19 protein-coding genes, 1 pseudogene and 1 riboswitch are annotated in these 22,270 nt (G+C 36.3%); of the genes and pseudogenes, 16 read left to right on the top strand and 4 right to left on the bottom strand.

Annotated features, from left to right (window positions below; all coding sequences use genetic code 11):
- The first annotated feature begins 418 nt into the window (after nucleotides 1-418).
- From BUB96_RS07345 to BUB96_RS07325, 5 genes are all read left to right on the top strand, one after another.
- The gene (locus BUB96_RS07345; protein WP_234945823.1) at nucleotides 419-2,113 is read left to right on the top strand and encodes a formate--tetrahydrofolate ligase; all 1,695 of its coding nucleotides are present in this window, start codon (nucleotides 419-421) and stop codon (nucleotides 2,111-2,113) included.
- A gap of 37 nt (nucleotides 2,114-2,150) precedes the next feature.
- Nucleotides 2,151-2,780, top strand: a complete 630-nt coding sequence (locus BUB96_RS07340) for a cyclodeaminase/cyclohydrolase family protein (protein ID WP_073298232.1) — start codon at nucleotides 2,151-2,153, stop codon at nucleotides 2,778-2,780.
- Nucleotides 2,781-2,818: 38 nt separating this feature from the next.
- Nucleotides 2,819-3,670: a bifunctional 5,10-methylenetetrahydrofolate dehydrogenase/5,10-methenyltetrahydrofolate cyclohydrolase gene (locus BUB96_RS07335; protein ID WP_073298231.1), complete on the top strand. Its 852-nt coding sequence runs from the start codon at nucleotides 2,819-2,821 to the stop codon at nucleotides 3,668-3,670.
- A 10-nt stretch (nucleotides 3,671-3,680) separates the two neighbouring features.
- Nucleotides 3,681-4,247 carry a 5-formyltetrahydrofolate cyclo-ligase gene (locus BUB96_RS07330; protein ID WP_073298230.1) on the top strand — a complete coding sequence of 189 codons (567 nt, stop codon included), beginning with the start codon at nucleotides 3,681-3,683 and terminating at the stop codon, nucleotides 4,245-4,247.
- 58 nt (nucleotides 4,248-4,305) lie between these two features.
- Nucleotides 4,306-4,396: riboswitch (THF riboswitch) on the top strand.
- A gap of 45 nt (nucleotides 4,397-4,441) precedes the next feature.
- Nucleotides 4,442-4,987 (top strand): folate family ECF transporter S component, encoded by a 546-nt coding sequence (locus tag BUB96_RS07325; RefSeq protein WP_073298229.1) that lies wholly within the window; start codon nucleotides 4,442-4,444, stop codon nucleotides 4,985-4,987.
- Nucleotides 4,988-5,215: 228 nt separating this feature from the next.
- On the opposite strand, the gene yidA is transcribed toward BUB96_RS07325, so the two are convergent.
- The 3 genes from yidA to BUB96_RS07310 are packed head-to-tail and all read right to left on the bottom strand — an operon-like array spanning nucleotide 5,216 to nucleotide 8,283.
- Nucleotides 5,216-6,031 (bottom strand): sugar-phosphatase, encoded by an 816-nt coding sequence (gene yidA / locus BUB96_RS07320; RefSeq protein WP_073298228.1) that lies wholly within the window; start codon nucleotides 6,029-6,031, stop codon nucleotides 5,216-5,218.
- 48 nt (nucleotides 6,032-6,079) lie between these two features.
- Nucleotides 6,080-7,414, bottom strand: coding sequence for an HD domain-containing protein (locus BUB96_RS07315; RefSeq protein WP_073298227.1), 1,335 nt, complete (start codon nucleotides 7,412-7,414; stop codon nucleotides 6,080-6,082).
- 26 nt (nucleotides 7,415-7,440) lie between these two features.
- On the bottom strand, nucleotides 7,441-8,283 hold the full coding sequence (locus BUB96_RS07310; protein WP_073298226.1) for a lipoate--protein ligase family protein: 843 nt from the start codon (nucleotides 8,281-8,283) through the stop codon (nucleotides 7,441-7,443).
- Nucleotides 8,284-8,422: 139 nt separating this feature from the next.
- Here BUB96_RS07310 and BUB96_RS07305 point away from each other — a divergent pair, with 139 nt between their 5' ends.
- The 11 genes and pseudogenes from BUB96_RS07305 to BUB96_RS07255 form a co-directional block, all read left to right on the top strand.
- Nucleotides 8,423-8,866, top strand: a complete 444-nt coding sequence (locus tag BUB96_RS07305; protein WP_073298225.1) for a YwiB family protein — start codon at nucleotides 8,423-8,425, stop codon at nucleotides 8,864-8,866.
- Between the two features lie 170 nt (nucleotides 8,867-9,036).
- A complete protein-coding gene (gene rpoE / locus BUB96_RS07300) occupies nucleotides 9,037-9,609 on the top strand; it encodes a DNA-directed RNA polymerase subunit delta (RefSeq protein WP_073298224.1) in 573 nt (190 codons plus the stop codon).
- Nucleotides 9,610-9,895: 286 nt separating this feature from the next.
- Nucleotides 9,896-11,491 (top strand): CTP synthase, encoded by a 1,596-nt coding sequence (locus BUB96_RS07295; protein ID WP_073298223.1) that lies wholly within the window; start codon nucleotides 9,896-9,898, stop codon nucleotides 11,489-11,491.
- 150 nt (nucleotides 11,492-11,641) lie between these two features.
- On the top strand, nucleotides 11,642-12,499 hold the full coding sequence (gene fba / locus BUB96_RS07290; protein ID WP_073298222.1) for a class II fructose-1,6-bisphosphate aldolase: 858 nt from the start codon (nucleotides 11,642-11,644) through the stop codon (nucleotides 12,497-12,499).
- Between the two features lie 149 nt (nucleotides 12,500-12,648).
- Nucleotides 12,649-13,596, top strand: coding sequence for a DUF2382 domain-containing protein (locus tag BUB96_RS07285; RefSeq protein WP_073298221.1), 948 nt, complete (start codon nucleotides 12,649-12,651; stop codon nucleotides 13,594-13,596).
- Nucleotides 13,597-13,842: 246 nt separating this feature from the next.
- Entirely contained in the window at nucleotides 13,843-14,370 is a 528-nt protein-coding gene (locus tag BUB96_RS07280) for a general stress protein (RefSeq protein WP_073298220.1), read from the top strand.
- Between the two features lie 515 nt (nucleotides 14,371-14,885).
- Nucleotides 14,886-16,163: a UDP-N-acetylglucosamine 1-carboxyvinyltransferase gene (locus BUB96_RS07275; RefSeq protein WP_073298219.1), complete on the top strand. Its 1,278-nt coding sequence runs from the start codon at nucleotides 14,886-14,888 to the stop codon at nucleotides 16,161-16,163.
- Between the two features lie 83 nt (nucleotides 16,164-16,246).
- Nucleotides 16,247-17,449, top strand: a complete 1,203-nt coding sequence (gene rho, locus BUB96_RS07270) for a transcription termination factor Rho (RefSeq protein ID WP_234945825.1) — start codon at nucleotides 16,247-16,249, stop codon at nucleotides 17,447-17,449.
- A 179-nt stretch (nucleotides 17,450-17,628) separates the two neighbouring features.
- Nucleotides 17,629-17,892: a type B 50S ribosomal protein L31 gene (locus BUB96_RS07265; protein WP_073298217.1), complete on the top strand. Its 264-nt coding sequence runs from the start codon at nucleotides 17,629-17,631 to the stop codon at nucleotides 17,890-17,892.
- Nucleotides 17,893-18,221: 329 nt separating this feature from the next.
- Nucleotides 18,222-18,968 (top strand): MurR/RpiR family transcriptional regulator, encoded by a 747-nt coding sequence (locus BUB96_RS07260; protein WP_073298216.1) that lies wholly within the window; start codon nucleotides 18,222-18,224, stop codon nucleotides 18,966-18,968.
- Nucleotides 18,969-19,286: 318 nt separating this feature from the next.
- Nucleotides 19,287-20,474 (top strand): annotated as a pseudogene (locus tag BUB96_RS07255) (PTS transporter subunit EIIC); the annotation flags it as partial.
- Nucleotides 20,475-20,578: 104 nt separating this feature from the next.
- Here the strand turns inward: BUB96_RS07255 and BUB96_RS07250 are convergent.
- Nucleotides 20,579-22,153 carry a transposase gene (locus BUB96_RS07250; protein ID WP_073298215.1) on the bottom strand — a complete coding sequence of 525 codons (1,575 nt, stop codon included), beginning with the start codon at nucleotides 22,151-22,153 and terminating at the stop codon, nucleotides 20,579-20,581.
- Nucleotides 22,154-22,270: the final 117 nt, after the last annotated feature.

Here is a 22,270-nt window from a genome sequence, read left to right as displayed (position 1 = left end):
AAAAAGTGAGCGCAGCGGGCCTCATCCCGCACAAATCTCGAAAAAGTGTGTGCAGCTGGCCTTATCCCACACAAATCTCGAAAAAGTGAGTGCAGCGGGCCTCATCCCGCACAAATCTTGGAAAAGTGAGCGCAGGCGGTCCTTATCCCGCACAAACCTCGGAAAAGTGTGTGCAAGCGAGCCTTATCCCGCACAAATTCCAAAAAAGTGAGCGTAGCTGGCCTCATCTCGCACAAATCTCGAAAAAGTGTGTGCTAAAACAAATACTCCCCCTCTTTTGCATTTTCATATTCGAATTTTTTAAAATAATAAAAACAAAACTTAAAGGTAATTTTTTACATAAGAATCTCGGTAAAATTTGAAAGAATCTCCTCAAATCATATGCTATACTTGAGTAGACTAATCAACATCGTATGAATTGGCGTATGTACAGAAAGAGGTTTTCAAAATACGTACAGATATAGAGATTGCTCAAAATACTGAGCTTGAACCAATTGAAGAAATTGCAAAAAAGATGAATATTACATCAAATCAACTCGAATACTACGGAAAATATAAAGCGAAAATTAATTTAAAGAATAAAGATTTAAATAAAAAAGTAGGTAAATTAATTTTAGTCACCTCGATTAATCCAACGCCAGCAGGTGAGGGGAAGACGACTATATCAGTAGGCTTAGGCGATTCCCTGCAACACATTGGAAAAAAGACAGCCATTGCTTTACGGGAACCTTCACTAGGACCTGTTTTTGGAATGAAAGGTGGAGCGGCAGGTGGTGGATACGCTCAAGTGGTCCCAATGGAAGATCTGAATTTACACTTTACTGGGGATATGCATGCGATAGGCGCTGCGAATAATTTAGCCGCTGCTATGCTAGATAACCATATTCAACAAGGCAATCAATTAAATATTGACCCGCGTCGTATCACTTGGAAACGGGCAGTAGATATGAATGATCGCCAACTAAGAAATATTACAAGTGGACTCGGCGGCCCTACAAATGGTGTTCCCCGGGAAGATGGCTTTGAAATTACAGTCGCATCTGAAATTATGGCGGTATTATGCTTAGCCGAATCACTCGTCGATTTAAAAGAAAGACTCAGCCGCTGCATTTTAGGCTACACTTATGAAGATGAGCCCATAACAGTCGGAGATATAAAAGCAGAAGGGGCAATGACCGTCTTATTAAAAGATGCCCTAAAACCGAACTTAGTACAGACACTCGAAGGAACGCCAACCTTTATTCATGGAGGACCTTTTGCGAATATTGCTCATGGTTGTAACAGCGTATTAGCCACAAAGACGGCCTTATCTCATGCAGATTATGTAGTCACAGAAGGTGGCTTTGGTGCTGACTTAGGTGCCGAGAAATTTTTTGATATTAAATGTCGGACTTCCAATTTAGAACCCGATGCAGTCGTCGTTGTAGCAACCATTCGCGCCTTAAAAATGCATGGCGGCTTAGCGAAAGATGACTTACACCATGAAGATCTTGCGGCTTTGCGTTCCGGGTTTGCCAATTTAAAAAAACATGTCGAAAATATGGGAAAAGTTTTTGGAATGAACACGGTAGTTGCAATTAATTCCTTTAGCGCAGATACGCCTGCCGAAAACAATCTCTTAAGCAAGCTTTGCGAAGCAGAAGGGTTTCGTGTCGTGTTGGCGGATATTTGGAGTCAAGGAAGCGCTGGAGGAGAAGAGATGGCACGAGCAGTGGTTGAAGTTTGTGAAGAGCCCTCGACTTTAACCTATCCTTATGCACTAGAAGAATCCATCGAAGCAAAAATCACCAAAGTTGTTCAGAAAATTTATGGCGGCGTCGGCGTGGATTGGTCTCCAGCCGCCACACGTTCATTGCATCAGTTGGAGCGTCTGGGCTTTAGCGACCTTCCAATTTGCATGGCCAAAACCCAATACTCTCTTTCAGATAATCCGACTTTGTTAGGCCAACCTAAGGGATTTACTGTTTCTGTTCAAGATTTGACGATTTCAGCAGGTGCTGGCTTTATTGTCATTCTTACCGGGGATGTGCTGAAAATGCCTGGTCTTCCAAAAAAACCAGCTGCAGAAAATATTGATATCGATCAAAATGGAAAAATTACAGGTTTATTTTAATTGAAAAACAGTTTATAAAAAATAAGGATGTGATACCATGAAAGATAAAACAGTACATGCTTGGGCACAAGAACTCGCTGCAAAAGATGGAAAGTATGGCGGCGGGAGTGCTGCAAGTGTTGTAGGGGCATATGCTTCCAGCTTAGCACAATTTGTTTTTGAACTTCAACAAGGGAAAGAAAAGTATGTTGAACAAGAAGAACAAATCCAAAAAGCGATACAAAAAGCAGAAAACTTAACAGAAGAATTACTCGATTTGGCCGAGATTGATGCGGATGCGTTTGAGCCCGTACTTGATTTATTCAAGCTTCCACAAACGACTACCGAAGAAAAAGCTTATCGACGAAAAAAAGTAGATCAAGGCTTAGCAGATGCGGCGAAACCTCCTCTTGATATTATGAAAAAAATGGGAGATGTCCTCGATTTATTTGAGAAATTGTTAGAAATCAAAGTTCGGGGAACCATTGTTGATGATATCGCAGTTGGCTTATTCTTCACCGAAGCGACAATTGAAAGCGAAAAAATCAACTGTATGGTCAATATCAAGTTGATTAAAAATGAAGAACTAAAACAAGAAATGACGCAAGAAGTGGATAAGATTTACGAACAAATCATTCAACGGACACGTGCGCTGAAACAAGAAGCCTTGGAGATTATTAACCACTAGTTACAAAAGAAAGATGAAAAAGATGTAGGAGAGATGAGATGACGAAAATATTAGATGGCCGCGCCGTTGCTAAAAAATTAAACCAAGAGACAAAAATAGAAATTGAACGATTAAAGGAAAAAGGGCTCACGCCTACATTGGCTATCGTTCGTGCAGATCAAAATCCGGCATCGATTCAATACGAAAAAATGGCGAGTAAATATATGGAAAAATTAGGTATCCAAGTAGAATATGCCACCTTCCCAGAAGATGTAAAAGAAGAAGCCTTTTTAGAAGCTTTGGACCAATTAAATAATCGTCCAGAAATTCATGGGATAATCGTTATGCAGCCTCTTCCAAAACATATCCATCGGGTAAAAGTAGCCAAACATATTTCACCCGAAAAGGATATTGATGGAATGCATGCTTTAAATCTTGGGAAAATCATGGCAGAAGACAAAGAAGCTCTGCTCCCAAGTACGGTTAAAGCTGTTGCAGAAATGCTGGAATACTATAATATTAAAGTCAAAGGACAAACAGCCTGCGTCGTTGGGAAAAGTAATACAGTCGGTAAACCGCTAACGGTCCTACTGATGAACCTTGATGCCACAGTAATTAATTGCCATACCGATACAAAAGATCTAAAACAATTCACTAAGCAAGCGGATATTCTAATTACAGCAACTGGTGAAATTGGGTTAATTACCAAAGACCATGTTCAAAATGACGCAGTCGTGTTGGATGTCGGTTTTAACTTTAAAGGCAATAAAATATATGGAGATGTTGTTTTTGATGAAGTGTCCAAAGTAGCCAATGCCATAACGCCCGTACCAGGAGGGGTTGGATCGGTGACGACTGCCTCCCTCGCACGACAACTTGCTTTGGCTGCCGAATGGTCACAAAAGAAATGAGGAGATTTTATTGGGTGAAGAGAAAAAAAGAGCAAGAGAAGAAATGCTACGCTCCCTTTCAGAATGGGAACCCTCCGAGAGACAAGATATTTCGAATCAAATTCAGCAACAATTGTTCCAGTCTGATTTATGGCGAGATGCCCAAACGATTGGAGTTTATCTCTCGATAGGAAACGAATGGGATACGAGAGAAATTGTGAAGAGAGCTCTTGAAGAAGGGCGAGATGTCGTTATTCCCAAAACCTTTCCCGATACGAAAGAAATGGTGTTTTACCAGATTACAGATTTATCCCAAACGGTAAAAGGACCCTTTAATTTGGAAGAACCCGACACAACTCATACAGAGCCTGTAGATAAAGACCGTATTGATCTATTGATTGTCCCGGGCCTTGTTTTTACAAAGAATGGCTACCGTATAGGATTTGGTGGCGGCTATTACGATCGCTTTTTAGCTGATTTTATCCGTCCAACGGTTTCTATATTACATTCGTCTCAAATTATCGATACATTTGGAGTGGAACATTTTGATATTCCGGTCAATTACTATATTACTGAAAAAGAAATGATTGATTGCTAGAAACTAGGTCATTTCGGAACGAAAAAGAACGTATTAATCGATGAGTGATTATCTATGCTAAAGAGTAGAGATGTAGCGTGAAGTGCTAGTGGATGGGATGTTGCCACTAGACGAAAATGATTTTGCGACTGCTTCTCGCATCCGCTTAAGCTTTTTTGAAGTGGACTCTTAATATAATTTTAGGAGAGTTCAAAATGAAAGAAAATAAGAAAAAATTTACGTTTACGATTCAACAAATTGCGGTATTGGGTGTTTTAATGGCACTGGAATTAGCGATTTCGAGGGTTTCTATTTTGCTGGGCCCGTCGAATCGGTTGACGTTTGGCTTTATTATTCATGCGGTGATTGGAATGCTGTACGGCCCATGGGTAGCAGGATTTGCGGCTGCAGGTAGTGATTTATTGAAATCTTTCCTGTTTGGAGTGCAAGGTCAGTTTTTTATAGGCTTTACTTTGACGGCTTTTGTGGGGAGTTTTATTTATGGATTGTTTTTACACCGAAAACATATTCGATGGCACCACATCTTTTGGGCGGTATTATTGAATTCAATCTTCACTAATCTTTTGTTAAATACCTTATGGCTAAATCTTCTCTATCAAACGCCTTTTCCTGTGTTGCTTGCTTCTAGAATCCCTCAGAATTTAATTATGGGTCCGATTCGCTTTTTAGGCATTTATCTCATTGCGCAGAATAGGCAACTGAAACGAATCTTTGAAAAATACGGAACAATGAATAAATAATAAATAAAAACCACTCGCTTGAAGACAAAATCGGAAATTCTGTCTTTAGGAAGTGGTTTTTGCGTTTTGAGGGTAGAATAATGGAGGGATTTCAGTTGTTTTTCTGCTCTATCGGACAAAAAAGAAAATTATGTCCGATAGAATCCATTCCATTCACTATTAAAAGAAAAAAGATGTTAATGGATCAAAATGCATCCATTAACACCAAATCGATAAAAGCTCTATATACTAGTTCTCAAAGAAATAACGATTAATGGCGGTAGCAACACCAAACTCATCGACCGTATCTGTCACTACATCCGCTACTTCCTTCACTTCAGGGATAGCATTTCCCATTGCAACGCCCAAACCTGCGTATTCTACCATATCGATATCATTTCCAGAATCGCCAATAGCCATCACTCGTTCTTGTGGAATATTTAATCGACGAGCCAATTCCTTTAAAGATTGTCCTTTGCTGGCTTCTTTATTCAAAACTTCAATCGTATTCGGCATGCTGCGTACCACAGTATATTTCTGACGCATCTCTGTAGAAATATGTTCTTCCAAATTTTGTATAACCCCAAATTCATCTGCCATGATAAATTTAGAATAGGTCATGTCTTGTTTCATTTCATTCATTGTACGAATACGTAAAGGGATGTTGTTTACAGTAGGCTCGATTAAAGAAAATTGATCTAAATCTCTTGAATCAGTATAAACGCCATCATTACGAACAGAATGAAAATTACTCTTCAAATCTGCAGCTAAAGTATGCCATTGAAGTAAATCTTCATGGGTTAATGTATAATGAATAATTTCTTCTAATGTATCTGTGCGTTGAACCAAAGCACCATGATAAGTAATCATAAAATCACCCTCATCGGTTAAACCTAATTCTTCCATATAAGGTTTGGCTCCCGGAAAGGGACGGCCTGTACAAAGAACAATTTTTTTACCCGCTTTTACAACCCGTTGTATCGCTTCAAATACAGGCTCAGCAATCGTATGGCTTCTAGTTACTAATGTGCCATCGATATCAATGGCAATCAAATCATAATTCACTATTCAATTCTCCTCTTCCTACAACAATGCTCATTAAAGCAATAAAATCTAATTAATTTTACCATTTTTTATATGTTTTTGAAATTCATAATAAACATCATCAAAGATCTCTAAATTTTGTTGAGCAGGAAGAGAGGTTTGTAATAATTCACGGGGCACATACAAACGGTCATTTCCATGCAAATTGTCACTAAGAATACGGACAATCGGGCTGACTTCACTTAAATCGACCATTTGTCCATTTTCATGCATCAAAGTAATGGGTGCTTTTTCTTTTAAAGAATAATCATAAGAAATATCCGAGCTACGATTGGTCATTGTAAAATATTTCCGATCATAAAATAATTCGTCAACCAAATCTCGTAAATATTCAACAGTTTCTGCGTCGTGTTCCCGATCAAATTCCACTGATTTCAATGGTTGACGATTCAAAAACATTTTCGATAAAGTACTTAAATAACGGTCCTCGCTATTTACCCAAACAGAAATAGCATACATTAAAATGTGGTCATCTAAACGTAGATAATCCTTAACTGAATAATTTTCCTCAAAGAAAGGTTCTAAAAAAGGAACAGCAGGAGACAATTGCCCCGTCTGATACAAATCCCTTGCTCGCGTTAACAAACGATCCAACGTCACTTCCATTCCTCGAGAAACGGGATGGAAATAAACTTGCATATACATTTGATAACGACGAACAATATAATCCTCCACCGCATGCATCCCCTGAATTTGAAAAGCAATTCCCTCTTTATGCGGACGAATCACCCGTAAAATACGAGATAGATCGAATTTTCCATATGTGACACCTGTATTGTATGCATCTCGCTGCAAATAATCCATCCGATCCACATCAATTTGACTCGAAATCAACTGCACCACTTGTGGATTAGGATATTCTTTAGTAATCACACTAGCCACTTCATTTGGAAAATCGGGAGAAACTTTACGCAATATCGCATTCACTTCAGTCGTTTCATCTAAAATAATTTCAGTCGTAAAATGCTCATGGTCCGTTCCGAAAATTTGTTCAAAGGTATGAGAAAAAGGCCCATGACCAATATCATGCAACAAAGCCGCACACAAAGTCACTAAACGCTCAGAATCATCCCACTCATTCGGATAATTGCGCACAAACCGATCACAAATTTTACGGGCTAATTCATAAACACCTAAAGAATGTGAAAAACGAGAATGTTCAGCATCATGGAAAGTATATTGAGACGTTCCAAGTTGCTTAACTCGACGCAAACGCTGAAATTCTTTTGAATCAATTAAATCCAATATCAACTGATGACGCACATGAATATAATCATGTACCGTATCTCTAAAAACAATCTCCGAATCTAAACGATCCGCTTTCTCAAAAAGTATGGGCTTCATTTAAGCTTCCTCCTCTTATCCAAATATCAAACAAAATCTTCACCAAAAACACGTCGGTTCCTGCGCTGCATCTTCTCCAAAGCTTCCAAATAGTAGCGATTCATTTCCCCATCATACGTCCCTTTTTGCCAGTCAAAATGACGAAGCATTCTGCTTTTAACCTCGTTTACAGAAAGGGGAGTTCCATATGCTTCTTCTAGAGTAGTCATCACTTCAGGATGAATATCTGGATAGCGCCCGGAAGGTTCTGACCCATCAAGGCCTCTGTCATAAAATTTTTTCAACATTTGTGCTCGCTTTTTCTGATCCCCATTTATACTAATATAAAGCATAATCGCTACACCATCTTTAATGCGACGCTGTGAAATCCCTGCGATTTTGCGTCCATCAATACTCAAATCATAATCCCCAAAACAATAAGAATTCGTAATTTCATAAGCTTTAATTTCATAAGGATAGATTGGATAGAAAGTTTCCTGTATAAAGTCCAACATATATTCATAACCTCTATCAATCGATAAGCGTTCTTCTTTTGAAGGGTAGATTAGAGAAACATTTAACACGCCCGGGTCACTAACGACAGCCAGTCCACCCGAATTTCGGACAATGACTTGATGTTGATATTCCTCAAAAATAGGGAGGGCTTGTTTAAACCGACCGATTTTTGTATCCATCATCCCTAAAATAACGAGAGGATCTGTCTGCCAAAAATGAAGAAGCGGTTGTTCGTGAGCTCCTGCATAAGTAATTAAAGCATCAGTTAAAGCAAAATGAGCAAAACTTTGGTCTTTTTTATAAGGCATTGATTGCGCATCAAAAACATTAAATAAGCCTTGGTTAAATGCTGTATATTTTTTATTATTCATCATGCTGTTTACTCCATTCTTTCATGTTTGATTGTAACAAACTTTTAAGAGAAATCCTATCTACGAATCACTTTACTCCTATAATTGAGAAGAATTTATGCTAAAATAGAGATGTAGGAAAATTGAAGGGAGTCAAGCGAAGATGGAAAGAAATAATTTAACGCAGGGCTTACCTGCGCGAGTCATTTTAGAGACAACTATCGTCCAAGAGGAAGAAGTCTTTAAAAATTCCTTTGATGAGTTGGGTCGAATTGTATTAATGAATGATAATTATTATTTGAGATTTGAAGAAACAGAAGGGGAAGATGCAGGAGTTGTCACCTTAATTAAAATAGATCCAGAAGGTGTCGTGCATATTACCCGGCACACAGACCATAAAACGCGGTTAATTTTTAATCAAGAAGAAGATACCTATACAAGTTATGCAACTCCAACTGGTATTATGCAGATGAGGGTAGAAACAAGACGCATAAGTTCCAGTTATAATGAGGCACCTTTTGCAGGAGATATAGAGATCGATTACATTATGTATATGGAAAATATTCCATTAGGGACCTATCAAATACGGTTGCGTTTTACGACATAATGCGATAAGATAAAGCACGCAAGTAACGAGTTTTGCGAAGCAAACTTTACGCAAAAGTTTCAAAGTAAGGACAATGAACGCTAAATAAAAGAGAATAGAAATAAAATATCTTTTGACATGGTAAACAAATGATGGCTAAAGAATCAAACATGAAATAAAGGGTGAAAAGATTGAAATTAAAACAATTTAAAGGCGACCACATTGATGAGTTGGCGATGATCGATGTCGCAAAAGCAGTTCTTGAAGAAAAAGGCGAAGTGATGGACTTCAATGATATCTTATTAGAAGTCTCTAATTTTATTGAACTTAATGAAGAAGAAATGAACAAACGAATGCCTCAATTCTATACAGATATTAATGTAGATGGTGAATTTATCTCTTTAGGTGAAAATTCATGGGGCTTACGTACTTGGTATCCTGTAGATTCTATTAACGAAGTGCTCACTCATGAAAACGATGAAGCAGACATTATTCCACAAATTAGTTCAGATGGATTTGATGATTATGATGACTTAGCTTTAGAAGATGAGTTCAAAGAAGAGCTCGATGAAAATGAAGAAGATACAGATACTACAAAAGATGAAACATATGTAGATATTGATGGTGATGGAACAGTTGAAAACCTTGATGATTACCAAGAAAATATGGATGAATTAGATACAGATGATTCTGAAATGGATGACTTGGCAATTGTTGATGACGATGATTTATTAGATGAAGAAATGGACGATGACGAATTTTAATTTAAAAAATTACGATTAAATTCTTGACCATTTCCTAAAAAGTAGTTAACATATTACTTGGGCACTAGAAATTTGATCCATTATTTTTCTAGTCAGAAAATGAATGAAATAGCTCTCTATTCTATTAAAATTTTATGGGATAGGGAGCTTCTTATTTTTTGAGATAAATATAAGTAGAAATTTTAAACATCATAGAGTTAGTGCATTCCATAATGATATTGCTGTACAAAATAAATAAGATTATTTTGGAGTAGCAATATGAATTAATCTTATAGGGGGCTTTTTAATGACAAAGTATATCTTTTTCACAGGTGGCGTTGTTTCTTCAATCGGTAAGGGGATAGCCGCTGCATCACTCGGACGATTATTAAAAAATAGAGGGTTAAACGTAACGATCCAAAAATGTGATCCATATATTAACGTGGACCCAGGAACTATGAGTCCATACCAACATGGAGAAGTTTATGTCACAGAAGACGGTTCTGAAGCGGATTTAGACTTAGGGCATTATGAACGGTTTATAGACATTGTTTTAAATAAATATTCTGACGTTACCACAGGAAAAGTTTATTCAGAAGTGATCAACAAAGAACGTCGCGGGGACTATTTAGGTGCAACAGTTCAAGTGATTCCCCACATCACAGATGCAATTAAAGATAAAATTATGCGTGCAGCTGAAACCACTCATTCAGATATTATCATTACTGAAATTGGTGGAACCGTTGGCGATATTGAATCTCTTCCTTTCTTAGAAGCTATTCGTCAGATGAAACGCGAAGTTGGGGCAGAAAATGTTTTATATATTCATACCACTCTGGTTCCTTATCTAGCTGCAGCTGGAGAAATGAAAACCAAACCGACCCAACATAGTGTAAAAGAACTTCGGGGATTAGGGATTCAACCAAACATTTTAATTACCCGTACAGAATTTCCTTTAGACATTGAAACACGAAACAAAATTGCTTCCTTCACGGATGTGAATCCAGAATCAGTGATTCAGTCTGTGGATGTAGATACGTTATACCAAATTCCATTAAACCTAAAAGCACAACACTTAGACCAAATTGTAGTCGATCAATTCGGCTTAGATGTTCCTGAAGCGGATATGTCTCAATGGGAAGAGATGGTAGATGGCGTATTAAACCTAAAGAAATCAGTCAAGATAGCTCTAGTCGGAAAATATGTTGAATTACAAGATGCGTATCTTTCAGTAAACGAAGCCTTAAGACATGCTGGATTTGCAGAAGATACAGAAGTTGATATTCAATGGATAGATTCTGAATTGTTAACGACCGATAATTTAGAAGCTGAACTAGGCGATGTTTCAGGAATTATCGTTCCAGGCGGTTTTGGTTCACGTGGAATTCAAGGGAAAATCGAAGCCATTCGCTATGCTCGTGAAAACAAAGTCCCATTCTTCGGTATTTCTTTAGGTATGCAACTTGCAGTAATTGAATATGCACGAGATGTTATCGGTTTAGAAAATGTAGGTTCTACTGAACAATCTGAAAACCTAGAACACAAAATTGTAGACTTACATCCTGACCAAAAAGGTATTGAAAGCTTAGGAGGAACTTTACGTTTAGGTTCTTATCCAAGTCATTTAAAAGAAAATTCAAAAGTAGCGGAAATTTATGGGGAGACAGAAATTGAAGAACGTCACCGTAATCGCTATGAAGTCAGTGATGACTATTTTGATCTATTAGAAGAAAATGGACTTGTCTTATCCGGTTTATCTCCAGATGGACGTTTAGTTGAATCTATTGAAATACCGGATCATCCATTCTTTGTTGGGGTTCAATATCATCCTGAATTTATTTCACGACCAAATCGCGCTCATCCATTATTTAGAGCCTTTATTGAAAGTGCAAACCAGTTTTAATAGAATAAAACGCTATCATTTCACGAAAAACAAATAAATTTAGGTTTATCGTGAAATGTTTAGCAATACCCCTCGTATTTTTTGAAATTTTTGATATAATGTATCAGTAATAGTTACAAAATAATGTAGAAAATATATAGGAGGCTTTTTATGAGTCGTTTAGTCAGTATGACAGATATGTTGAACAAAGCATTAGATGAAAAATATGCAGTTGGTCAATTCAATATCAACAACTTGGAATGGACACAAGCTATTTTGCAAGCCGCTCAAAAAGAACAATCCCCAGCAATTTTAGGTGTTTCTGAAGGTGCAGCAAAATATATGGGTGGCACAAAAGTTGTTGTTGCAATGGTAAATGCTCTAATGGAAACAATGGATATTACAGTTCCCATTGCTTTACATTTAGACCACGGTTCATCTTACGAATCTGTTGTAGATGCAATTGATGCAGGTTTTTCTTCAGTAATGATTGATAACTCTGCATTCCCAATTGACGAAAACATTGAAAATACTAAAAAAGTTGTAGAATACGCTCATGCAAAAGGTGTTTCAGTAGAAGCAGAAGTGGGAACAGTCGGTGGAGAAGAAGATGGCGTTATCGGAAATGTGATCTATGCGGATGCAAAGGAATGTAAACGCATGGTTGACGAAGCTGGAATCGATGCTTTAGCAGCTGCTTTAGGTTCAGTTCATGGTACTTATGCAGGTGAACCTGTATTAGGCTTTGCTGAAATGAAAGAAATTTCAGAACTTACAGGTGCACCATTAGTTCTACATGGTGGATCAGGTATTCCAACACACCAAATTGAAAAAGCAATTGAGTATGGTCATTCAAAAATTAACGTGAATACTGAATTACAACAAGTATGGACAGCTCGTACACGCGAAGTTATCGCAACGGACCAAAAAGTTTACGACCCACGTAAAATTATCGGCCCTGGTAAAGAAGACATTGCTGAAACAACAAAAGGCAAAATGCGTGAATTTGGTTCATCAAACAAAGGATAATTTAAATTTTATACGGTTTATGAAAAGAGCAGAGAAATCTGCTCTTTTTTGTTTAGCGAAATTATAAATCGTATTACTTTTGACAAAGGTCTAGATGCTTTATACTCTCTTTAAGGTCAAAAACATCATAAATAGAAAGGAAGTCAATAATGGAAAAAAGAGTAGAAGGAATATATTCGAACGTTGAGGATGCTATGCAAGCTGTCGATAGATTAAGAGAAAAAGGCTATAACCACAAAAATATAACTGTTGTAGCAAATGATGAAGTTCGAAATCGTTTATCTTCAAATGTAGATGCAGAAGTGACGACCGAAGATACAGAAGATCACCATTCAATGGATCGTGTAAATAGAGAAAATGACGATCAATCACTTTGGGAGTCCATCAAAGACTTTTTTACAATGGATGACACTTATGATGAATCCAATTATGAACAACCTGATTATGATGCAGACAATGACCCATTATATGCTCATCGAGAAGCAATTGCTAAAGGTGAGATTGTTGTTTTAGTTAGCGGAGAACCTGATACTTCTAAAGGCATGGATCAGACAGATACAACTACTGATACAGACACAGCCACAACTAGAACAGACACAATGGATACGGATAGAGACGATGAAACCATCGAACTTAGAGAAGAACGTCTTAAAGTAGACAAAGAAAAAGAAAAAACAGGCGAAGTACATGTTAGCAAGAAAGTGGTTGAAGATACGGAAACAGTTGAAGTTCCTGTAACAAAAGAGGAAGTAACGATTGAAAGAAAACCTGTTTCTGGAGATAAAACCACAGATGATAAGATTGATACGACAGATGAGGAAGATATTGTAATTCCGATAGAAGAAGAGAAAGTAACTCCTCGAAAAGAAACAGATGTCGTAGAAGAAGTGGAAATCAAAAAAGAAGCTAAACAAGATAGTCAAACGGTAGGAGATACCGTTCGTCATGAAGAGTTAGAAGTGGATGACGAAGATGGCCATGTAGATAAACAAAACAAAAAAGATAAGCCATCTAATAAACCTTCTGATGATGACACACTAGACAAAGAAATTTCAAATGATCATTTAGATGACCATCTTGGAACAAACAATCATTAATTAAAAATGCGTTCAAAAAATTACTAGAGCTACATTTAATTGTGTAGTCCTAACGAATATGGTATTGATGAATGTCCTACATTCATTGATGCCATATTTTTTCGCATTTTTTGAAATGATTCAAAAATCTGAGACCTCTTAAAGTTAAAAAATTAAAAGACAAAAAGCATATTGCTTGCTGATGAATTTTAGGTTTTTTATACTTCTTATAAGATAAAAGAAAATTTAAAGGAGAGTGGAGTCTTTATGAGTAAAAAAGTTGAAGGTGTCTATCCTACACTAGAAGGTGCGAGGCAAGCCATCGAACGTTTAAAAAACCAAGGCTATTCCAGAAATGAAATTACGGTAGTCGCAAATGCTGAAGTTCGTAAACAGCTCACTAAAAAAGAAAAGACAGATATTCATACAGAAGAAATAGAAACGGAACAGACGACGACTCTTACTGAAAAGAGGGATTCTGAAGATTCACTTTGGGATTCAATCAAAGATTTCTTTACAATGGATGATTCAAATGAGGACTCTGACCTTCTCTATAAAGAAGATCCCGCCTATGAATATAAAGACCGGATTGATCAAGGACAGCTGGTCATTGTAGTTGATGAGGGAACGGATCAAACCAATGGGCGACCAATGACTAATACTCAACCCAATACTGTAGGCCCTGAAGGAACTAGAAGTTATGAAGAAGAACAAGCATTAGGCTCCAAAGACAACAAACCAAAAGATCATGAGCTCTCAACAGATGAATTGGATAATTATGAACGTCATCAATAAAATTTAGAATAAGTGATTAGATAAAATGTCAGCCTATAATAACTAAGAAGCAAAAATCTCAGCTGGGGTTTTTGCTTCTTATAATGTGAGGATTATATTCTTTAGCTGAATTTGGCATTAGGAAGCGATAGTTAATCATCTTAAAAAGTGATGCTCAAACGCGGGGACGAACGCCGAAACGCGAGCTCGATAAATGTAACGTCTTTTAAAGCCGAATATAAAACATTTCAACCCGTTCCTTCAAAAATCCAAAAAATAAATATATCATAGATTAACTCCCTTAATCGGCCATTTACGGTTTTCTTCCATTCTACGTATGATTTTTTGGATAAAAGTGGACGTTTCTATATTTCTCCTATATACTTATTCCGTACATATTTAGCTTCTAAGTACAACCCACATTTAAAAATAAAAATTCAAAACAAAATTCCTTAAGTACCAAAAAACTCAAATTAAAAATATAAAATACAAACCTAAAAAATAAATGATTAAAAGATTAAAGTGAGGCTTTATTTATGAAAAAATTAATAATTAATGGTGGTAAAAAACTTTCAGGGCAAGTAACCATATCTGGTGCAAAAAATAGTACCGTAGCTCTGATTCCTGCTTCAATTTTAGCAGATAGTCCAGTAACATTAGAAGGAGTACCTGATATCCAAGATGTGTACTCATTACTTGATATTTTAAATGAAATGAATGTAAAAACATCCTTCAACGGCAGTACCCTTCATATCGATCCTACAGAAATGGTTTCTATCCCAATGCCCAGTGGAAAAATAAATAGTCTACGTGCATCTTATTACTTTATGGGGGCACTTCTTGGAAAATTTGGACAAGGAGTCGTTGGCTTACCAGGAGGCTGTGATTTAGGACCACGCCCAATTGATCAACACTTAAAAGGATTCCAAGCATTAGGTGCAGAAGTCGAAAATCGAATGGGTGCCATGCACTTTGATACACCCGAAACCGGAATGACTGGTGAAAAGATATACTTAGATGTTGTTTCAATTGGAGCAACGATTAATGTCATGTTAGCTGCCGTAAAAGCAAAAGGCTTAACCACTATCGAAAATGCAGCTAGAGAACCTGAAATTATCGACGTTGCCAATCTCTTAAACAAAATGGGTGCTAATATCCGTGGAGCAGGAACAGATACCCTTCGAATCGAAGGAGTAGAAAAGCTTACAGGAGTTACACATACAGTTATTCCCGATCGAATTGAAGCCGGAACTTATTTATCCATTGCAGCAGCCATCGGTGAAGACATTCTGATTGAAAACGTCATTGGGGAACATATAGAAAGTCTAGTCGCTAAAATGACTGAAATGGGTGTCCCTCTGGAAGTGGAAGAAGAAAGTGTCCGTATCTTAGCAACCACCAAAAAACTCAAACCAATTACTATAAAAACATTACCTTATCCTGGATTTGCAACAGATTTACAACAACCCGTCACTCCCTTATTAATGAAAACCGCTGGAGAATCCGTTATTATTGATACTATTTATCCTAAAAGAGTCAACCACATCCCAGAATTAAAACGAATGGGAGCAGATATAAGAGTGGAAAGTGATACCATCTTAATTAAAGGAGTCGACAAACTAACCGGAGCAGAAGTCAAAGCCAGTGATCTTCGAGCAGGTGCCTGCCTAGTTACTGCCGCATTAATGGCGGAAGGCACAACAGAAATTACCGGTGTAGAAAATATTTTACGAGGTTATTCAAATATCGTCGAAAAACTAACAGCACTCGGCGCAGATATCCAGATGGTTGAAACAAAAGAAAAAATTAAATAAAAGATAAGAGGTACCCTGTGGAAAAAGACAAATTTTTAACGTATGATCAATTACAAGAAAAAACATTAAAAGAAATATACCAAATGGCAAAAGATTTAGACATCCCACGATACAGCCAAATGAACAAAAAAGAACTATCCTTTGCAGTAATCCGAGCCCAAGAAGAAAAACAAGGCTACTTTCAAGTTAGCGGAGTCCTCGACAAAGTTCCAAACCAAGACTTTGGCTTCCTACGACCTATCAACTACTCTCAAAGTAACGAAGATGTCTATATTTCCGCTTCGCAAATGACCCGATTTGGCTTACGCGAAGGAGATCTTGTGGCAGGAACCGCTAGACCAGCCAAAGAATCGGAACGTTATTATGGTTTGATGAATGTAAAACGAGTAAATGGAAAAGATCCTGAAGATGCAAGAGACCGCCCGCACTTTCCGGCACTGACTGCATTATATCCAAATCGAAAAATACAACTAGAATCTTCAAGAAAACACGTTTCTTCTCGTATTCTAGACATTTTAGCGCCTATTGGTTTTGGCCAGCGTGGATTAATTGTAGCCCCACCTAAAGCTGGAAAGACCACCTTGCTTAAAGAAATCGCTAATAGTATTACAACCAACCATCCGGATGTAGAACTGATTATGTTACTCATTGATGAGCGACCAGAAGAAGTAACGGATATTGAGCGAAGCATTAAAGGTGAAGTGGCACATTCTACGTTTGACCAACAACCACAAAATCATGTGCGCATTAGCGAACTTGTTTTAGAACGTGCGCGACGCTTAGTAGAAGACAAGCGAGACGTGGTCATTTTAATGGATAGTATTACTCGGCTCTCGCGTGCTTATAACTTAGTGGAGCAGCCAAGTGGTCGAACCTTAAGTGGAGGATTAGATCCTGCTGCTCTGTATCGCCCCAAACGATTCTTTGGTTCTGCTCGAAATGTTGAAGATGGCGGCAGTTTAACGATTATCGCCACAGCTTTAGTTGATACGGGAAGCCGTATGGACGATATGATTTATGAAGAATTTAAAGGAACAGGAAATATGGAAATCCATCTTTCGCGTCAACTTGCTGATCGTAGAGTCTATCCAGCTATTGACATTATCAAATCAAGTACACGTAAAGATGAATTGATCCTATCTAAAGAAGAATTTGAAGCGGCATTTCGCTTACGTCGCAGTATTCCACATGATTCATTAGAGTTCACAGAGAAATTTATTACCACTCTAAATAATTACAAAACAAACGAAGAATTTATGAAAAATATACTCGAGCGTTCGCGTTAGACATTGAAAGAATCATTAATTTATGAAGTTTTTGTATTGCGTTTTATCCTAATCCATGCTAATATATTAAATGTTGCAAGAAAATAATTGAAATCAATTATTTTTTATTTTAAAATAATTAAAAGTACAATCGAATAAACTATGGAGTGAAAAACTCTATGGCATAAGGAGTGAAAAGAATGAAAAGCGGAATCCATCCAGAATACCAAAAAGTCGTTTTCCGAGACACTACAACAGGTTTTGAATTTGTATCAGGCTCAACACAATCATCTGATGAAACAGTTGAGTGGGAAGACGGAAACACATATCCATTAATCCGAGTTGAAATTTCTTCTGATTCACATCCATTCTACACAGGCAAACAAAAATTTGCTCAAGCAGATGGACGAATCGACCGTTTCAACAAAAAATACGGTTTACAAAACGATACAGACGAAGAATAAATATATGAAATGTAAAATGACTTGCTGCTTTTATAGTAGTAGGTCATTTTTTATTTATAATAACGTCTAAACCGGATAAAAATGAAAAAACATACCATCTATATTGTATGTTCTATAAAATAAAAAATTAAAAGGATTTGATTGGTAAAGAGATTCATTTTGATTAAAATATATTATAATAGATTAGTTTAATTTTTAAATTGATTAATAAGTTAGGAAAGCGTATTGATCCTACAAACCCAACAGTTAATATATGCTTTATTGATAAAATAAAACCTGAAATAGTGGAATATTATATTCGTTCATACGTAAAAGGGAGAGTGAAAGATTTGGATTTTAATAAATTAATGACTGGGAAAAATTTAACAAATTTAGAAGAGAATATTTTAAAATATTTTATTGAAAATATAAATGAGATTCAGGATATGGGGGTGCGTGATGTTGCTAAAGCTACTTACGCTTCTCCAGCATCTGTTATCCGTTTATCTAAAAAGCTTGGCTATACTGGTTTTACAGATATGTATTATTCTCTACTTCCAATTATAAAAAAGAGTGAAGTGGATGTGTACTCTTCAAAAAATACAATTTTAGATTATAATTTTTCTACTATTGCTGGTCAGTTATCTGAAGATAAAATAAATAATTTTAATGAGAAGATTTTTAAAAAATCAAAAAAATATGTTTTTATATATGCTACAGGTTTCTCAAAAATTATTTCAGAGTATATTTATAAAAAACTTTTAGTTCTTGGAAGAAAAGCAATTATATCTAGTGGCTCAGATTCTATAGGTGTTTTTGAGAATAATTTAGAAGATATTGGTGCAATGCTAGTTATTTCTAAATCAGGAGAAACTGAACAAGTATATAATAAATTATTGACAGCTTCTGAAGCAGATATTTATACTATTTCGGTGACACAAGATTCTGATAATCGTATGGCTCTCTTATCAGATTTAAATCTCCCAGTTAAAGATATCCATCAATTAGATGATCGTAATATGCTACCAAATATCTTTTTTCCAAGCGTTCTTTTATTATTCGAATTTCTTTTAGAAAAGCATTTAGAACAATTTTAATCATTAATACCTGATGGAAATGTGTTTCGGTTCTTTGAAACATGTTTCCATTATTTGAAAGCGCTTAAAACGATAAAAAATATCACGTATACTTAGAATATCTAAGAAGGATGTAAGATTCAAAAGCTTTATAAAAAAATTATTGGGAATTTGACATAATATTTTTTAAGAAAGGAGGCCTTGTATTCGTAAAGGATATAAAAATTGTTGTTCTAATTTTAGTTTAAATAGTATTGGACTCGTGAAAAATTAGTTAATTAAAACTGAATTCATCAAAAATAAAAATGGAATTACTAAAGTATACAAGGAGGAAAGAAGATGAAAGAGAAATTAATTAATGGCTTACAAAAATTTGCTCAGGCCATGTTTGTACCTGTTCTTATTTTACCTATTGCCGGTCTTTTGATTGCATTTGGAAATTTATTTACAAATGCAGGTTTACTAGAATTATTTCCAGTTTTAGATAACCCAATCACTACAGGATTTGGTACTATTTTATCAAGTGCACTCGTATCCATTTTAAATAATCTTGGATTAATATTCGCGGTTGGAATTACAATTGGTTTATCTGACAAAAAACGTGCAGAGGCTGGATTCACATCATTACTAGCATACATTGTATTTATTTATGCAATGAACGCATTTTTAGAGTTGAGTGGCTTATTAGTTGATCCTGAAGCATTACAAGGTACAGGTCAATCAATGGTGTTAGGTGTTCAAATTCTTGATATGGGTGTATTTTTAGGAATTATATTAGGAGTAATTACTGCACTAATTCATAATCGATTTGCTGATACCGAATTTGATAACGCATTTCAAATTTATGGTGGCTCTCGTTTCGTTTTTATTATCTTAATCCCAATTACTGTTACTTTAGCCATTATTATGAGTTATATTTGGCCAGTTATTCAAGAAGGGATTAATTCACTTGGTGGATTTATTAATCAATCTGGAAATATCGGCTTAATGTTATATGGAATGCTTGAAAGATTGTTAATTCCGACAGGTTTACACCATTTAGTCTATACACCGTTTTTATATACATCACTTGGTGGAGTTCAAGAAGTAGGAGGACAGGTATTCGAGGGTGCACGTAATATCTATTTTGCTGAAATGGCTGATCCTAATGTACAAGTTTTATCTAAAACAGTTATTTGGGATGCGCGTGGAATTTCAAAAATATTTGGTTTAATTGGTGCTTGTTTGGCAATGTATCACACTGCTAAACCGGAAAAAAAAGCTAAAGCAAGAGCTATCTTAATTCCTGCTGCATTTACTTCATTTATTGCTGGAGTAACTGAGCCTATTGAATTTTCTTTTATGTTTATTGCACCTATTTTGTTTGTCTTACATTCGGTTTTAAGTGGTTTAAGCATGGTTATTTTGAATCTATTGAATGTTCGTGCAATTGGACCAAATGGATTTCTTGATTTCTTGATTTACAATGTTCCCTTAGGGTTTGAAAAAACAAGATGGCCATTTTATATTTTAGTTGGTATATTATGGTTAGGGTGTCGAAACCCAAAATTTTAAACACTTTATCTGTTACTAATTAGAAAAAATGCTCAAAAGTTTAAATTTCAAAAATTAATTATGGGGATTCCATCCTTTTATACGGCTATCGCTCTATTTTGGTATGCCTTAACGGCATTTTTAACGTTTATACCGCCGATTTTGAAGCCGAAGCACTGTTTTGAGCGCACTAATCCCCTGAAGGGCATACGATCGACAGAATATTTCCGCCTTAAAATAGAAGGGATGCCTTCTATGCCATTTCGAAAATGACTATACTGAAGAAAGGACACTTCTTTCATTTCTTTTGCTTGTTTCGCACGTTGAACCGCTTTGGGTGTGACAATTAAAACCGTCGTTTTCTTCTGTTTCTTTTTTGAACAGATGGAACAGCAACAATTTTCTGCGCTCTTTAAATCAAAGACAGCCCGATAAGTATCGGTTTCTGGATAATAACTGGTGGACAGAGGACGCAGTCCTCCCGGACATTGCACGATTGTTTTGGAATCTTCATCTAGGATGATATCGGCATAATGGATATTCGGTTTTTTTCCTTTTAGTTGTGTAGTAATCAACTGAACATTGTTTGCTTCTGCGAGTGCTTGATTATCATCTGAGTTATAAGCACCGTCCGCGATAAGAGTAGTTGATAATTCTTGCTTGCCCATTTGTTCAATCGCTGAATAACCAAAATTCACATCACTTTGACTGTTGATATCATAATCATAATCTGTAATGAGGGAGAGATCCGTACCAACGGTTTCTACAATATTTGCAGAATATCCAATATACCCTTTCCCAGCTTTATAACGATAAGTGGCGTCTGGGTCATAAGGCGTTTGTAAACTATTTGGTCGAATCTCTTTTCCCTTTTTTACAGCGGATTCTCCTTTTTCATTTTTTGTTGTTTGGTCATCTACCGCACGACAAAGAAGCTGAAAATCTGGGTGTTCAGATAATTCATCACTATACGTATCAATTAAAGTGTACGCATCTTTTATGAGGTTATGTAATTTTTCATTGTAAGGTGTGTCATCATGGTAGATAAATTGATTCTCTTGGTCTGTATTTAGATAATGCTTAAAAGCGGTAATATCAAGCGATGGATACGACGTATCCAAGGAATGAATAAGCTTTTCGATGCATGTGTAAAGTAATTCTAATCGAGAAAGCTTTCGTGTATTTGATGCTATCATCATGCTATCCATTCTTTTTTGGGTAGGACTTAAGTCGAAGTATTCAGCGATTTCCTTAGACAGTGCCAAGATCTCTTCTTCAATCAGGTCACGACCTGTTTCTAGTTGATAAGCATAACAGTTTGCACGAAAGCGACTAAATGTTCGATCGCTTACGGGTTGTTCTTTCATACTAGTTGAATGCAAGGCATACTGAAATCGAACATCGCAATGAAGAGACTCTGTTAATTCATCATCGGTTAAACCAAGGGTTTCTTTTAAAAGTAATGAACTAAAAATATAATTTATCGGCGTATTAGGACGACCATTGTCGTCACTATACAAAACAGAAAAACGAGCTTCATTAATCGCAGGAAAAATAATTTCAGCAAATGGTTTAGCCCAGGATTTCTCAACGATTTTCTGGACGCGTTTGGATGCTTGTAAATAAGAATCATCCATTATATTCATTTGTTGCGAATTGTTTTCTTTAAACATGAATAAACCAACCTCCATCAGTATATTTATACGGTTAATTATACCAAAAATGCTGTTGGAAAAGGAATCTTAGTAAGAAAAAGTTAAATTTTATAGGGTTTTGACACCCTAACCATA

It is taken from the genome of Atopostipes suicloacalis DSM 15692 (assembly GCF_900129085.1).
Classification (GTDB): domain Bacteria; phylum Bacillota; class Bacilli; order Lactobacillales; family Carnobacteriaceae_A; genus Atopostipes; species Atopostipes suicloacalis.
The sequence above is the reverse complement of the archived record's forward strand: the minus strand, read 5'-3'. Positions and strand labels throughout refer to the sequence as shown.